This is a genomic window from Tepidibacter aestuarii (genome assembly GCF_934924865.1).
GTDB lineage: Bacteria > Bacillota > Clostridia > Peptostreptococcales > Peptostreptococcaceae > Tepidibacter_A > Tepidibacter_A aestuarii.
In genome coordinates this window covers 2,962,560-2,978,695 of the sequence record NZ_OW235315.1, presented here as the reverse complement: position 1 = coordinate 2,978,695, position 16,136 = coordinate 2,962,560, and the positions used below count along the sequence as shown (strand labels likewise).

Here is a 16,136-nt window from a genome sequence, read left to right as displayed (position 1 = left end):
TATCATTTTGCATACAAAAAACAATACCTTAAAAAAGTGTGAGAAAAAAGATACGAATCTGAAAATTGACAAAAATTAAACAAAAACTATTGTAAGAAAATGGAAAAAAGTATACAATATATATAAATATATATTATATACTTTTGGGGGGATATTTTATGGAAAAGAGATATTTGACACCTAAAGAAGTAGCTCAGGCCACTATCAAAAGTGGAGTAGCTAAAGCTAATCTTAAATCAAGTCATATGCTAATACTTGGAGTCTTTGCGGGTATGTTTATTGGTTTTGGAGCTTATGGCGACATTATAATAATGCAGACATTAAAAAATATAGACGTAGGTCTAATGAAATTCTTTGGAGCATTAGTATTTCCTGTTGGACTCATGTTAGTAGTTATGGCTGGAGCAGAGCTTTTTACAGGGAATAATCTCATGACTTTAGCTGTGATGGATAAAAAAATAACATTAAAACAAATGTTGAAAAATTGGGTTCTTGTTTATACTGGAAATTTTATAGGGTCGGTATTATTAGTATTTGTTTTATTAAAGGCAAATTTATTTTCTGAATCAGCTGCAAATCTAAGTATTAGCATAGCAAAAGCGAAGATGTCCTTACCAATGGGAGTATTATTTTTAAGAGCAATACTGTGTAATGTAATAGTAGTTTTATCTGTATGGATGGCTACAGCTGCACAAGATGTTGTATCAAAAATATTTGCATGTTGGTTTCCTATAATGCTATTCGTATTATCTGGTTATGAACATAGTATAGCAAATATGTTTTTCATACCAATGGGAAAGGCATTTGGATTATCAATGAGTTGGATTGATATATTTACCGTCAATTTATTGCCTGTAACCTTAGGGAATATAGTTGGAGGTGGGTTAATAGTACCTATCGCTTATTATATTTGTTATGTTAAAAAATCTAAAGAAGAGGCTAAAAATATATAAAAAGTTTTTAACTTATATTTTAAAGAATATAACTTCCTAGTTTGAGGGAGTTATATTTTTTGTTCACCAACTTAAATAAAAAATAATATAAATTTATAAAAAAGGATTTAGAAATGTAATGAGCGTTCCGATATAGACTATAATGTGACGGTTGTCAAAGAATATAATACAATCTATATATATAACTAAAATTAAATATAATATGAAATTTTATGAACTGAAAACGTTTTTTATATTGAAAATGTATTGATATTTGATATTATATTAAATATGATTATTAGCATAAAATGGAATTATTTAATTTATACTAAGAACTATATTTTAAAGGAGGACAACTTATGAAGAATAAAAGACGAAGTATTAGTATTTTACCAAAAAGCTTTAAAAATAAGATGATAATGATATTACTATTATCAATAACGATACCGTTATGTATATTAGGGTATATGAGCTATTCTAAAGCGTATGATGTTTTGGATGAAAATCTTATAAGCTCGAGTCACCACACCATAGGATTAGCAGAAAAAATAATAGATGGATATTTTAGCACTATAGAGATACAACTAGATATGCTTACTGATAATACTAATCTAAAAAGAGTAAATGAACTTAAAAAAGAAGGTATAGATAAAGAGGCAGCACAACATAAGATAGATGAATATTTAAGACTTAATAAAGAAAAAAATATAAATATAGAGCATAGTTATATAGTGGATAACAGCAAGAATTTATATATTTATCCGTATGTAGAATTACCTGATGACTTTGATCCAACTACTAGACCTTGGTATACAGGAGCTGTTAAAAATAATGGAAGTATAGCCTGGACAGATCCATATATAGATACTGATACTGGACAGATTACTATAACTGCATCAAAAGCTATAATATCTAATAATCAAGTTATAGGAATTGTTGCGCTTGATGTATCATTAAACAAGCTATCAGATGAAATAAGTAAGATTAAAATTGGAAAAGAAGGTTATATTTCTTTAAATACTATTGAGGGTATAACTATTGCACATAAAGATAAAAGCGAAATAGGAACAAATAATATAAGTAAGCTAGATGTTTGGAATGATATTAAAAGCAAGGATTCTGGTTTTGTAGAGTATACATATAATGGAGTAGATAAATTTGCATCATTTTCAACAGAGCATAGACTAAATCTTAAAATACTGGGAGCTATGAATGAATCTGAGTTAATCAATGATACTAATGCAATAAAGCACTTTATAATATATTCTATAATAGGAGCTGTAATAATAGGAATAATAGTATCTCTGTTAATTGCAAATAGTGTTACAAGACCTATAAATGCTTTAAAAGAAGTATTTTTAAAGGCTTCGAATGGAGATTTAACTGTAAAATCAAATATAAAAACAAAGGATGAATTTGAAGACCTAGGAGAAAGCTTTAATTCAATGATAGACAATATAAGGCATTTGGTTAAAGACGTAAAAGACTCTACTGATACTATATTAACATCATCATCTTCTCTTGCCCAAACTACTGAGCAAACTAGTGTTGCAACGAATGAGATTGGACAAGCAATAGAGCAAATCGCTATGGTATCTAGTGATCAGGCTAGAGGTACACAAGATGGTTTAAATAAAGTAGAAGAACTTGCAGAAAGTATAGCAGAGGTTGTTGAACTGGAGAGTAATATAAATGAGATAACCTTAAAAACAAATGAACTTAGTAGTAAAGGGATAAATATAGTTAATATATTAGATGAAAAATCAGAAATGACAAAACAATCATCAAAGGTTGTAAGTGAAATAGTTTTTGAGGTTGATAAAAAATCTCAAGACATAGGAGCTATAACGCAGGCTATAACTAATATATCAGAGCAAACTAATCTACTGGCATTAAATGCAGCTATTGAGGCCGCTCGTGCAGGTGAAAACGGAAGAGGATTCGCAGTTGTTGCAGAAGAAGTAAGAAAGCTTGCTGAACAGTCAAATGAAGCATCAAAGGAAATAGAGGAACTTATAAAGGGAATACAAGAAAAATCAAGAGAAGCAGTAAATAGAATGGAAGCTGGAAATGATATAATAATAGATCAAAATAAAGCTGTTTTAGACACTAAAAACATATTTGCACAAATTTCAGATTCTATTGAGCTACTTATCAAAAATAATGAATACGTAGTTGATTATACTAGTTCTATGAACAATAAAAAAGAAGGTATAGTAGTCTCTATACAAAACCTTGCAGCATCATCAGAAGAAACCTCAGCGTCAACTGAAGAAGTATCAGCATCAACTGAAGAACAACTGGCATCTATAGAAAGTGTAGCAAGTTTAACTCAAGATTTAAATGATCTAGCAAGTAACTTAGAGAAATCTGTAAATAACTTTAAAATAGATTAAAAAATAATATATTTTAAAAGCATTTTAAAGAGATACTTTATATAATAAAGTATCTCTTTTAATATTTAAGAAGATTATATAGTTCTAAATTTACACATAACATTGATTAAAGAACGACGTTTGCAACTATTTTAAGCAACAGAGTCGAGAGACCTGTTGTCGACATAAGCAATGTGTTAGTATGAAGTGAATTTCTTTTTTGACCTTGAGTTAATTTAGTTATATACTTAAAGTTGATACGATTTTTTTAGCAACAGATTTTGGACTCGTTGGAAACATGAGCCATGCGATAGCATGAAGCGAATTTTTTATGGTATAGGAAATTATATAGTTTTGAATTAGTCGATAACATTGATTGAATATATGTACTTGCAACTATTTTGAGCAACGGAGCCCATAGGGATCGTTGGCGATATGAGTCAGTGCGTAGCGACTAGACGAATTTTTTATGGAGGTATATTATGAATAAAAAAAATATATATGATAGATTATGTGAAATTATTGGAGAAGAAAATATACTAGTAGATGAACCTATGAAGAATCATACTTCATTTAAAATAGGAGGACCTGCAGACTTTTTAGTTACTCCAACTGATGAAAATCAATTAAAAGAAATTATAAAATATATAAAAAAAGAAAATATACCATACTTTTTAATGGGAAATGGTTCAAATCTTTTGGTTAGAGACGGAGGAATAAGAGGTATAGTTGTTAAAATAGCTCAAAATTATAACAAATTTGAGATAAATGAAAACATTATAAAAGCTCAATCGGGAATACTATTATCAACTCTTGCAAAACATATAGCTAAAAATTGTTATAAGGGATTTGAATTCGCAAGTGGTATACCTGGAACATTAGGTGGAGCTATTGCAATGAACGCGGGCGCCTACGGCGGAGAAATGAAGGATGTAGTAAGCTCTGTGAAAGTATTAAATCAACAAGGAGAAATAGTAGAGATTTCTAATGAAGCGATGGAATTTGGATATAGAACTAGTTTGGTTACTAAGGAAAATTTAATAGTATTAGAGGTTACATTATCTCTTGAAAAGGGTAATTATGAAGATATAAAGAACATACTTGACGATTTAACAGTTAAAAGAACTACTAAACAGCCTCTTAATGTTCCGAGTGCAGGAAGTACATTTAAAAGACCAGAAGGCTATTATGCAGGTAAGCTTATAGAAGATAGTGGTCTAAAGGGAGTTAGATTAAAAGGAGCTCAAGTATCTGATAAGCACAGTGGTTTTGTTATTAATGCAGGAGGTGCGACAGCGCAAGATATAATAGAGCTTATAGAGTTCATTAAGAAGACTGTATATGATAAGTTTAAAGTTGAACTGAATGAGGAGGTTAAAATCGTCGGAGAAGATTAAAAAGGAGACGATATTATGAATATTATAGCTGATTATCACACTCATACGGTGTATAGCCATGGAAAAGGAACGGTAGAAGACAATGTAAAGGAAGCTATAAATAAAGGTCTTAAGACAATTGGAATATCAGATCATGGATATAAACATATGGGATTTGGCATAAAATATAAAGATATAAAGAAAATGAGAGATGAAATAGACGAACTAAACGAAAAATACAAGAATGTAAATATACTAATGGGTATAGAAGCTAATATACTAGACAATGAAGGTAATATAGATGTAGACGATAATATAAGACAATATTTAGATTATATTATGGCAGGATATCATTTTGGATCAACTCCAACAAAATTGATAAAGGGGAGTATAAATCATATTATTAATTATACAGGACTATTTAAAAAATCAGCAATTGAGTATAATACAAGAGCTGTTATTAATGCTATGAATAAAAATGATATATTTATAATAACTCATCCAGGAGCAAAAGCGAGCGTCGATCTTTTAGAAATAGCTAAAGAAGCAAAAAAGACCAATACAATACTGGAGGTAAACTCAAAGCATGGACATTTAACGGTCGAAGAGTTAAAGCTTTTAAAAAACAGCGGAATCAAATTTGCACTAGGATCTGATGCTCATCATCCTAAAGATGTTGGAAATTTTACAAATGGTATAGATAGGATAAAACAAGCTGGTATAGATATAAGTCGTGTTATAAATATAGACGGGAGATGAAATAATTGAAATTTATAATAGTAACGGGTCTATCAGGGGCAGGAAAAAGTGAAGCTATGAAGGCTTTAGAAGATATAGGTTTTTACTGTGTAGATAATCTACCACCTACTCTTATATCAAAGTTTGCAGAGATATGCTATCAGTCAAAGGGAGCTATTGAAAAAATAGCTCTCGGTATAGACATAAGAGGAAGAAGCTTTTTTAATGATTTAAATGAAAGTCTGGAAATGCTTAAGAAATTTGGATATGAATATGAAATACTGTTTTTAGATTGTAGCGATAACACTCTTGTCAAAAGATATAAGACGACAAGAAGAAACCATCCTCTATCATCTAATACAGATATAGTAGAGGGTATAAAAAAAGAAAGAGAAATTTTGAAAGAACTAAAAGAGAGATCAAATAATATAATAAATACTAGCAACATGAAGCCAAGGGATTTAAAAGAGGAGATAAACAAAACTTATACAAATGGAGATATAAGCTCTAACTTAATAATATCTGTAACTTCATTTGGGTTTAAACACGGAATTCCAATGGATGCAGATTTAGTATTTGATGTTAGATTTTTGCCAAATCCATACTATATAGAAGAACTAAGAGAAAAAACTGGTGATGAAATAGTAGTTAGAGAATATGTTATGAAATCTGATATAAGTATACAGTTTTTTGAAAAATTAGTAGATATGATAGATTTTTTAATACCTCAATATATAAAAGAAGGTAAAAATCATTTGGTTATAGCTATAGGCTGTACAGGTGGTAGACATAGATCTGTCACAATATCTAATTTATTGTATGATTTTCTTAAAGAAAAAAACTACAGTGTGCTTAAAAAACATAGAGATCATACACTGAGATAATTGGGGGAAATTATGTACGATTTAGGAGTATGGCTGGCAGTTATAGGTATAATTTTCTTATTGTTAGCAACTTATTTAAACTATGAAACAATAAAAAAAAGAAAACTTCTAGATAAAGCTAAGAGAGGTCCAAAAGTAGTTGTTATAGGAGGCGGAACGGGTCAATCTATATTCCTTAGAGGACTTAAAAAGTTTACGAATAATATAACGGCTGTAGTAACTGTTGCAGATGATGGAGGTGGATCTGGAGTATTAAGAGAAGACCTTGGAATGCTACCTCCTGGAGATATAAGAAACTGTATATTGGCTCTTGCAAATATGGAGCCAACAATGGAAAAAGTAATGCAGTACAGGTTTGAAGAAGGAAAACTTGAAGGTCAAAGCTTTGGAAACTTATTTTTAGCTGCTATGAATGGAATATATGGAAATTTAGAAGTTGCAGTATCTAAAGTATCAGATATATTCGCGTTAACAGGAAAAGTATATCCTGTAACAATAGAAGATATAAGTCTAGTAGCTGAACTTAAAAATGGAAATATAGCAAGAGGTGAATCAAGAATACCTGATGAAGTGAGAAACCAAGACACCAAGATTGATAGAATATATTTAGAACCTAATAAACCTAAGCCATTACAAGGGGTTTTAGATGCTATAGAAGATGCGGATATAATTGTAATAGGTCCTGGCAGCTTATATACTAGTATAATACCAAATTTAATAGTGGATGGTGTTGCAAATAAAATAGTAAAAAGTGATGCTCTTAAGGTTTATATATCTAATATAATGACTCAACCAGGAGAGACTGACGGTTACGATGTATGTGATCATGTAAATTCCATACTCAAGCACACTAAGAATGGAATAATAGATTTGGTCATAGCTAATAATGAAAAAATAAATAGAGATGATCTAATAAAGTATGAAAATGATGGATCGAATCAAGTATTAATAGATAAAAAACAAATAAAGCAATTAAATTCTATAAACATTTCGGTTATACAAACTAATCTTGTTGAGGTTAGAAAAAAGTATATAAGACATAACTCTGAAAAAATGGGTAGCATTATAGTAGGTTTGACTAAAAAGAGCAGCTGTTGTTGTTTGATCAAAAATTTTATTAATAAATTTAACTCCTAATATAGAGGATTTGAAGTTTTTATGTAGAATTTTTTATTATTATGCTTTTTTTAAGGAGTGAGAAATATGAGAGAAGAGATTAGTGCTGGTGGCGTAGTATTATTTGGAAATGCAATACTTCTCTTAAGAAAATATAACGGAGATTGGGTACTTCCAAAGGGAAAAGTAGAAAAAAATGAGGAAAAAGATGAAGCGGCGTTGAGAGAAGTACTTGAAGAGTCAGGTGTAAAAGGAGAAATTGTCAAATATTTAGGAGAGATTCATTATACTTTTAAAGAAAACTGGGATGAAAATAAAACTGTCCATAAAACTGTTTTTTGGTATCTTATGAAAGCAAAAACTATGAATACTATTCCTCAAAGAGAAGAAGGATTTGTAGATGCTAAATTTATACACATTAATAGAGTTGTAGACCTTGCGAAGTATGATGATGAAAAAGAGATAATTAAGGTTGCACTTGATGAAATAAAGAAATTACATTTGATTTAAACAATATTTAAAATAGTATAGGTGAGAAAAAATGTCATTTTCGAGTAAAACTAAGAATGAACTAGTAAGAGTTAGTTCTTCGAAGAAAGTATGCAATGTAGCAGAACTTTCGGGAATAATAAGGATGAGTGGAACTATTAAATTAAAGGGATTTCAAAAGTTAAATCTTGAAATAGCTACCGAAAATGCGGCAATAGCTAGGAAGGTATTTAAACTTTTGAAATCAAACTTTAATATTCACACTCAAATAATGGTAAAGAAAAATAGAAATTTGAAAAAAAATAATAGCTATATACTTAGCATAACTAGTGAGATGGGAGCCAGTGCTTTATTAAAGGACTTAGGTATATTAAACGAGGGTAACAACCTTATTATAAATAATAGTATACCGAACAATATAATGGAGGATAATGCGCTCAAAAAATCTTACATAAGAGGTGCATTTTTAGGAGGAGGATCAGTTAGCGATCCTGAAAAAGCATATCATTTAGAATTTGTGACGAACAAAGAACAGTACAGCATAGCCCTTAGCAAACTGATAAACTCACTTGGATTTAATAGTAAGATAGTTATGAGAAAGAGCAATTATGTTATTTATTTAAAAGAAAGTGAGCAGATATCAGATTTATTAAATATAATGGGAGCCCATAGTGCGCTTCTTGATTTAGAAAATGTTAGGATAGTAAAGCAAATGAGGAACAATGTAAATAGGATTGTTAATTGTGAAACAGCAAATCTAAGCAAAACTGTAAATGCAGCTATAAGGCAAATACACAATATTGAATATATAAAAAATACAATCGGACTTGAATCATTGCCTAAGAACTTAAAAGAAATAGCTCATATGAGAATAGAGTATCAAGACTTGAGCTTAAAAGAATTAGGTGAAATGTTAAATCCACCTATTGGAAAATCTGGAGTTAACCATAGACTTAGAAAATTAGAAAAAATAGCAGAGGATTTAAAAGGGAAGGGTAGGAGAATATGATAAAAAAAGAGTTTGAAATTTTTAATAAAGTAGGACTTCATGCAAGACCAGCAGCTTTATTCGTTCAAACAGCTAGTAAATTCAAATCTCAAATATCTATTGAGAAGGACAACAAAACAGTAAATGGAAAATCTATAATGGGAGTTCTTACACTAGGAGCATCATCTGGAGATAAGGTGATGATTATTATAGATGGGTCTGATGAGGATGAGGCTATTAAAGCTATTGAAGAGTTTTTTAATGAAAAATTGAAGAATTTATAGAAAAATCCCCTTGATTTTAAGGGGATTTTTATTTTGCGATTAATACCAAAATAAATATTATCAAAATACCTCTCGTGTATTAAATATTTTAATAATATATATTTTTAAGTGTAGTTTTTAAACTTTGGAATTAACTTTTGAAAAAGAGAAGCAAAGTTTTTTATTATTTTTAAAAAATATATATTCATGATAAAATAAAATAATAATTTGATTTTAAATGGAGGTGATTGTGTGATAAGAGATTTTGCTCATCTTCATGTGCATACACAATATAGTTTACTTGATGGATTTGCGCGAATAGATAAGGTGATTAAAAGAGCTAAGGAACTTGATATGAAGTCGGTTGCTATTACGGACCATGGCTGTATGTTTGGTGTGATAGATTTTTATAAAAAGGCTAAAAAAGAGGGAATAAAACCAGTAATAGGGTGTGAGGTATATACAGCTCCTAGATCTTTAAAAGATAAAGATCCTAATTTTGATAAATACCAAGGACATTTAGTTCTTCTTGCAAAGAACATGACAGGATATAAAAATCTTATAAAGCTCGTTTCAAAGGCTTATGTTGAAGGTTTTTATTATAAACCAAGGGTTGATTATGAAGAACTAAAAAAGAATAGTGATGGAATAATAGCTTTATCTGCTTGTCTTGGAGGAGATATACAGCAGTATCTTATGAAGAGAAATTACGAGAAGGCAAAGGAGATAGCCCTTAACTTAAATGAAATGTTTGGAGCAGATAATTTTTATCTTGAAATTCAAGATCATGGGATAAGGGAACAAAAAGAAGTAAATTTAAGCCTTTTGAAGTTGTCAAAAGAAACTGGTATACCACTTGTTGCGACTAATGATGTACACTATGTAAACAAAGAAGATTCAAAAACTCATGATATACTGCTTTGTATTCAAACTGGAAAGACTTTTCAAGATGAGAAAAGGATGAAGTTTGAAACGGAGGAGTTTTATTTAAAGTCAAAGGAAGAGATGTATGAATTATTTTCGTATGCACCTACTGCTCTTGAGAATACAGTCAAAATAGCTGATATGTGTAATGTTGAATTTGATTTCAGTCAAATTCACTTACCTGAGTACGATGTGCCCAGTGGATTTACAAAAAATGATTATTTGAGAAAGTTATGTACGGATGGATTGTATGAAAGGTTTGAGAGTCCATCTCAGGAAATGATAGATAGATTAAATTATGAGCTAGATGTAATAAATAATATGGGATATGTAGAATACTTCTTGATAGTTTGGGATTTTATAAATTTTTCAAAAGAGAATAATATAATGGTAGGTCCAGGAAGGGGAAGTGCGGCTGGATCAATAGTTGCTTATACTCTTAAGATAACGGATATAGACCCTATGAAGTATGATCTTATATTCGAAAGATTTTTAAATCCTGAAAGGGTTTCAATGCCCGATATTGATATAGATTTTTGCTATGAAAGAAGAGAAGAAGTAATAGATTACGTTAAAAGAAAGTATGGAGATGACCATGTAGCTCAGATAATAACATTTGGAACAATGGGGGCTAAGGCTGCAATAAGAGATGTCGGAAGAGTTTTAGATGTTAGTTATGCTCAGGTTGATAAAATAGCAAAAGAAATTCCATTTGCACTTGGAATGACTATAAATAAAGCGCTTGAAGTAAATAAAAACCTTAAAAATATGTATGAAGAAGATAAGGTAGTTAAGGAAATAATAGATACATCAAGAGATCTTGAAGGAATGCCAAGACATGCATCAACTCATGCAGCCGGGGTTGTTATATCAAAGGAATCAGTAGATAGTTATGTTCCATTATATATGCATGAAAATGGAGTTACAACTCAATTTACTATGACTACACTTGAAGAGTTAGGTCTTTTGAAAATGGACTTTTTAGGTCTTAGAACTTTAACAGTAATAAGAGATGCTCTTGAGCTTATACAAAACAAACATAATGTAAAAATAGATTTTTCTAAAATGGAATACGATGATAAAAAAGTGTACGAACTTTTAAGTTCAGGAAATACGCTTGGAATATTCCAGCTAGAAAGTGCTGGAATGAGACAGTTTATGAAGGATCTAAAACCTGATAATTTTGAGGATATAGTAGCCGGAATATCTCTTTATAGACCGGGACCTATGGATTCTATACCTACTTATATAAAAAATAAGAATAATCCAGATGAAGTAAAATATCTTCATAAAAAATTAGAACCTATACTTGATGTAACTTATGGATGTCTTGTTTATCAAGAGCAGGTAATGAGGGTAGTTAGAGATTTAGCTGGATATTCTTATGGACGAAGTGATTTGGTTAGACGTGCTATGGGGAAAAAGAAAATGGATGTAATGGAGCAGGAAAGACAATACTTCATACATGGTAAACTTGATGAAAATGGAGATATTGAAATAGCAGGATGTGTTAGAAATGGAGTAAGTGAAGAAATAGCAAACCAAATATATGATGATATGATAGATTTTGCGAAGTACGCATTTAACAAGTCGCATGCAGCTGCCTATGGAGTTTTAGGATACCAAACTGCATATTTAAAAGCACATTACCCTGTAGAATTTATGGCAGCTCTTATAACTAGCGTAATGGGAAATACAGATAAAGTTGTAGAGTATATAAGAGAATGTAATAGTCTTGGAATACAGGTTTTAAAGCCAGATATAAAAAAGAGCTTTGGAAAATTTTCAGTTGAAGAAAAAAATATAAGATTTGGACTGGAAGCTGTAAAAAATGTAGGATCAAATGCTATAAGAGATATAGTAGCACAAAGAGAAATAAGTGGTGAGTTTGAGGATTTTATTGAATTTTGCAAAACCATTAATTCGAAGGATTTAAATAAACGAGTTATAGAATCTCTTATAAAATGTGGAGCTTTTGACAGTATAAGTCCTAATAGGGCACAACTAATGGCAGGTTATGAAAAAATAATAGAGAGCATAATAAATGATAAGAAAAAAAATATTCAAGGACAGATATCTTTATTTGAAATGAGTGATAAAAAAGAAGAAAATAATATATATACACTTCCTGATGTATCTGAATTTAAGGAAAAAGAGAAGCTTTTATTAGAAAAGGAAGTTTTAGGTATGTATATAAGTGGACATCCATTATCACAATATGAAAGAGAGCTTAAATTGAATACAAATATAAATAATTTTACTCTTTCAAAAACTCAAGAAGAAGATTATCAGAAATTTTTAAAACTAGACAATAAAGATGTTATTATAGGCGGTATAATAATAAACAAAACTATAAAAACTACTAAGAGAAACGATATAATGGCTTTTATAGAAGTAGAAGATTTAGATGGAAGCATAGAAGTAATAGTATTTCCAAGAATCCTTCAAAAATACTCTGATATAATATTGGAAGATAAAATTATATATATAAAGGGAAAAATGAGTATAAAAGAAGGTGAAAATGCAAAAATTATAGCTAATGAATTTGAAGAAATAATAGAAATTAATGATAAAGAATTATGGGTTAAATTAAATGATATAAATGATAATGAAGAATTATATAGCCTGAAGAAAATATTAAATAAACACAAAGGGAATTCATTGGTTTGTTTATATTGTCAAAAATCGAAAAAAGCATTTAAAGCAGAAAAAAATTGTATGGTTGATTTGAATGAAGAGTTAATAAAGGAATTAGAAGAATCTTTTGGTGTTCAGAATATTAAAATCAAAAATATAAGTTTAAAAAATATTTAAAATTATGTTATAATATATGATATTAGAGGTAAAATATATTTTTTATATTTTATCTCTAAATAAATCATAATATCTTCAATTTAGGGATAACATTTAAAGTGAGTTGAAATATCAATTGTTTTAAGCAACGAATTTCATTTCAATTCGTTGACGATATAAATCATGCGATAGCATGAAGCGAATTTTTACACATAGAATAGAAATAATATTTTTTTAAATGTAGTGGGATGAAAAAGAATATATAGGGACTCGAAGTGTCCCTTGATAATAGGAGGTACAAAAATGAAAAAAATAGCTGTATTAACAAGTGGAGGAGATGCTCCAGGAATGAATGCTGCTGTGAGAGCGGTTACACGTTCTGCTATATATAATGGATGTAAGGTTTATGGAGTTAACAGAGGATACAGAGGATTAATAGATGGAGACTTATTTGAAATGGATTTATCTTCTGTTGGAGATATAATACATAGAGGAGGAACTATACTGAAATCTGCTAGATGTCTAGAATTTATAGAAGAAGAAGGAAGACAAAAGGCACTTAATGTACTTAGAGTATTTGGTATAGATGGACTTGTTGTAATTGGAGGAGATGGATCTTTCCAGGGAGCTCAAAAACTAAGTGAGATGGGATTCCCTGCAATAGGTATTCCTGGAACAATAGACAATGACTTGGCTTATACAGACTATACTATAGGATTTGATACAGCACTTAACACGGTTATAGATGCTATAACTAAAATAAGAGATACATCATATTCTCATGAAAGATTGAGCATAATAGAAGTTATGGGAAGACATTGTGGAGATATAGCCCTTTATGCAGGACTTGCAGGTGGAGCTGAGATTATACTAATTCCAGAAGCTGATTATAATGAAGATGATATATGTAAAAAATTAATTCAAAGTAAGAACAGAGGAAAAGCTCACAGTATAATTATGCTTGCAGAAGGTATAGGAGGATCTCAAGATTTAGCTGAGAGAATAAAGGATAAAACTGGTATAGAATCGAGAGCTACAATACTTGGACATATTCAAAGAGGTGGAAGCCCTAGTGCGTTTGATAGAATAATAGCTAGCCAAATGGGAGCAAAAGCCGTTGAATTATTAATAAATGGAAAATCTTCGAGAGTTGTAGGTATAAAGAATAATTCTATAATAGATATGGATATACACGAAGCTTTAGCTATGGAAAGAAAGCTAAATAAAGATATCTACAAGTTAGTAGATATATTATCTATATAAAGTGCAATTTTATTTTAAATATATAAAGCGACACTTAATTTAGATGAAGTTTTTACTTTAATTGAATTTTTGTTGAGCTAATCTAGGAGTTTGTTAAGTTCTTAGCTTTAACCTAAACAGGATAAAGATTTAGAACTTCTAGCTTTCGGATAAAGTTAAAATTATTTGAGGAGGATTAATAATGTTAGAAAAAAAGACTAAAATTGTTTGTACAATAGGGCCTGCGAGTGAAAAAAAAGAGGTTTTAAAAGAACTTGTAAGTAATGGTTTGAATGTATGTAGACTTAACTTCTCTCACGGAGATCATGAAGAGCACGGAAAAAGAATAAATACGATCAAAGAATTAAGAGAAGAATTAAATAAGCCAATAGCAATACTTCTTGATACAAAAGGACCTGAAATAAGAACTGGTAAGTTTGCAGATCCTGAAGTTTCACTTGAAGAAGGTCAAACTTTCACTATCACTATGAAGGATATACTAGGAACAAAAGAAATGTGTACAGTAAGCTACAAAGAACTTGTAAATGATGTAGTAGTTGGAGACACTATATTAATAGATGACGGTCTTGTAGGACTTAAGGTACAAGAAATAAAAGGTGAAGAGATAGTTTGTATAGTTGAAAATGCAGGTATTGTAAAAAACAATAAAGGTGTAAATGTACCAGGAGTAAAGATTAATCTTCCAGCTATAACTGAAAAAGATAGAAGTGATATAGAATTTGGTATAAAGCACGGAATAGATTTTATAGCAGCATCTTTCGTTAGAAAAGCATCTGATGTTATTGCTATAAGAGAAATACTTGAAGCTAATAATGCAGGAGACATTCAAATAATATCAAAAATTGAAAATCAAGAAGGAGTAGACAATATAGACGAAATTCTTGAAATTTCTGATGGAATAATGGTAGCTAGAGGGGACTTAGGAGTTGAAATACCAACTCAAGAAATACCTATAGCTCAAAAGATGATGATTAGAAAGTGTAATGAACTTGGAAAGCCTGTTATAACTGCAACTCAAATGCTTGATTCTATGATTAGAAATCCAAGACCTACAAGAGCAGAGGTTACAGATGTTGCAAATGCTATCTATGATGGAACAGATGCAATAATGCTCTCAGGAGAAACTGCTGCGGGCAGATATCCTACTGAAGCTGTTAGAACAATGGCATTAATAGCTAAAAGAACAGAAGAATCTCTTGATTATAATAACATATTAAAGTCAAAGAAATTGAATCAAGTGAATGTTACAAATGCAATAAGTCATGCAACTTGTACAACAGCTATTGATTTAAAAGCTTCTGCTATAGTAACAGCAACATCTTCTGGACACACAGCTAGAATGGTATCTAAATTTAGACCACAAGCTCCTATTGTTGCAGCTACTAACTGTAAGAAAGCTATGAGAAGATTGGCTCTTAGCTGGGGAGTATATCCAGTACTAACTGGATCAGCAACTTCAACTGATGAAGTTATAGACAATTCTATTGAAACTGCGCTTGAAGCAGGATATATTAAAAATGGTGAATTAGTAGTTATAACTGCAGGTGTTCCTGTTGGAGTAACTGGAACTACTAACTTAATAAAAGTTCACGTCGTTAGTGAAATAATAACTAAGGGTATAGGTATTGGAAGAAAAGTTATAAGCGGAAAAGTTCGTTTAGTAAAGAATGCTTCTGATATAAAAGGTAACTTTGATCAAGGAGATATAATAGTTACTACTTTAACTGATGCAGATATGAATGAATATATAGAAAAATCTTCTGCAATAATAACACAAGAAGGTGGAATTACAAGTCACGCAGCTATAGTAGGTCTTAATCTAGAAAAAGCTGTAGTAGTTTCAGCAAAAGACATAATGAGTCTTGTAAAAGATGGAGAAACAATCACTGTAGATACTGCTAGTGGAATAATATACAGAGGAAATACAAGAGTTTTATAAAAAAAAGCAAGCGTACGCTTGCTTTTTTTTATAGAAAGAATTTACAATAATATAAA

At 30.2% G+C, this 16,136-nt stretch carries 12 protein-coding genes; all 12 read left to right on the top strand.

The features are described 5' to 3' along the window. Positions 1 to 158 precede the first annotated feature (158 nt). The 12 genes from M2214_RS14500 to pyk all read left to right on the top strand — a co-directional run bounded on the left by M2214_RS14500 (position 159) and on the right by pyk (position 16,080). Positions 159 to 953 (top strand): formate/nitrite transporter family protein, encoded by a 795-nt coding sequence (locus M2214_RS14500; protein ID WP_248480270.1) that lies wholly within the window; start codon positions 159 to 161, stop codon positions 951 to 953. 338 nt (positions 954 to 1,291) lie between these two features. After that, on the top strand, positions 1,292 to 3,328 hold the full coding sequence (locus M2214_RS14495; RefSeq protein WP_248480268.1) for a methyl-accepting chemotaxis protein: 2,037 nt from the start codon (positions 1,292 to 1,294) through the stop codon (positions 3,326 to 3,328). A 461-nt stretch (positions 3,329 to 3,789) separates the two neighbouring features. Beyond that, the gene (murB, locus tag M2214_RS14490) at positions 3,790 to 4,704 is read left to right on the top strand and encodes a UDP-N-acetylmuramate dehydrogenase (protein WP_248480259.1); all 915 of its coding nucleotides are present in this window, start codon (positions 3,790 to 3,792) and stop codon (positions 4,702 to 4,704) included. A 15-nt stretch (positions 4,705 to 4,719) separates the two neighbouring features. Further along, positions 4,720 to 5,442: a PHP domain-containing protein gene (locus tag M2214_RS14485; RefSeq protein WP_248480257.1), complete on the top strand. Its 723-nt coding sequence runs from the start codon at positions 4,720 to 4,722 to the stop codon at positions 5,440 to 5,442. A gap of 5 nt (positions 5,443 to 5,447) precedes the next feature. Then, positions 5,448 to 6,305: an RNase adapter RapZ gene (rapZ, locus tag M2214_RS14480; RefSeq protein ID WP_248480255.1), complete on the top strand. Its 858-nt coding sequence runs from the start codon at positions 5,448 to 5,450 to the stop codon at positions 6,303 to 6,305. A gap of 12 nt (positions 6,306 to 6,317) precedes the next feature. Continuing rightward, complete coding sequence (locus M2214_RS14475) at positions 6,318 to 7,442, top strand: gluconeogenesis factor YvcK family protein (protein ID WP_248480252.1); 1,125 nt, start codon at positions 6,318 to 6,320, stop codon at positions 7,440 to 7,442. A gap of 66 nt (positions 7,443 to 7,508) precedes the next feature. After that, positions 7,509 to 7,931, top strand: coding sequence for an NUDIX hydrolase (locus tag M2214_RS14470; RefSeq protein WP_248480250.1), 423 nt, complete (start codon positions 7,509 to 7,511; stop codon positions 7,929 to 7,931). A 31-nt stretch (positions 7,932 to 7,962) separates the two neighbouring features. Then, on the top strand, positions 7,963 to 8,919 hold the full coding sequence (whiA, locus tag M2214_RS14465) for a DNA-binding protein WhiA (protein ID WP_248480248.1): 957 nt from the start codon (positions 7,963 to 7,965) through the stop codon (positions 8,917 to 8,919). Continuing rightward, positions 8,916 to 9,182, top strand: a complete 267-nt coding sequence (locus tag M2214_RS14460) for an HPr family phosphocarrier protein (RefSeq protein WP_248480239.1) — start codon at positions 8,916 to 8,918, stop codon at positions 9,180 to 9,182. The genes whiA and M2214_RS14460 overlap by 4 nt, the downstream gene beginning before the upstream one ends. 231 nt (positions 9,183 to 9,413) lie before the next feature. Further along, entirely contained in the window at positions 9,414 to 12,899 is a 3,486-nt protein-coding gene (locus M2214_RS14455) for a DNA polymerase III subunit alpha (RefSeq protein WP_248480237.1), read from the top strand. Positions 12,900 to 13,181: 282 nt separating this feature from the next. Then, positions 13,182 to 14,141 (top strand): 6-phosphofructokinase, encoded by a 960-nt coding sequence (pfkA, locus tag M2214_RS14450; protein ID WP_248480235.1) that lies wholly within the window; start codon positions 13,182 to 13,184, stop codon positions 14,139 to 14,141. A 181-nt stretch (positions 14,142 to 14,322) separates the two neighbouring features. After that, positions 14,323 to 16,080: a pyruvate kinase gene (gene pyk / locus M2214_RS14445; protein WP_248480226.1), complete on the top strand. Its 1,758-nt coding sequence runs from the start codon at positions 14,323 to 14,325 to the stop codon at positions 16,078 to 16,080. Positions 16,081 to 16,136: the final 56 nt, after the last annotated feature.

What these genes read in the sequence shown, in the direction of transcription:
- M2214_RS14500 (WP_248480270.1), top strand. Translation starts at nt 159, where the DNA reads ATGGAAAAGAGATATTTGACACCTAAAGAAGTAGCTCAGGCCACTATC.
- M2214_RS14495 (WP_248480268.1), top strand. Translation starts at nt 1,292, where the DNA reads ATGAAGAATAAAAGACGAAGTATTAGTATTTTACCAAAAAGCTTTAAA.
- murB (WP_248480259.1), top strand. Translation starts at nt 3,790, where the DNA reads ATGAATAAAAAAAATATATATGATAGATTATGTGAAATTATTGGAGAA.
- M2214_RS14485 (WP_248480257.1), top strand. Translation starts at nt 4,720, where the DNA reads ATGAATATTATAGCTGATTATCACACTCATACGGTGTATAGCCATGGA.
- M2214_RS14475 (WP_248480252.1), top strand. Translation starts at nt 6,318, where the DNA reads ATGTACGATTTAGGAGTATGGCTGGCAGTTATAGGTATAATTTTCTTA.
- M2214_RS14470 (WP_248480250.1), top strand. Translation starts at nt 7,509, where the DNA reads ATGAGAGAAGAGATTAGTGCTGGTGGCGTAGTATTATTTGGAAATGCA.
- whiA (WP_248480248.1), top strand. Translation starts at nt 7,963, where the DNA reads ATGTCATTTTCGAGTAAAACTAAGAATGAACTAGTAAGAGTTAGTTCT.
- M2214_RS14460 (WP_248480239.1), top strand. Translation starts at nt 8,916, where the DNA reads ATGATAAAAAAAGAGTTTGAAATTTTTAATAAAGTAGGACTTCATGCA.
- pfkA (WP_248480235.1), top strand. Translation starts at nt 13,182, where the DNA reads ATGAAAAAAATAGCTGTATTAACAAGTGGAGGAGATGCTCCAGGAATG.
- pyk (WP_248480226.1), top strand. Translation starts at nt 14,323, where the DNA reads ATGTTAGAAAAAAAGACTAAAATTGTTTGTACAATAGGGCCTGCGAGT.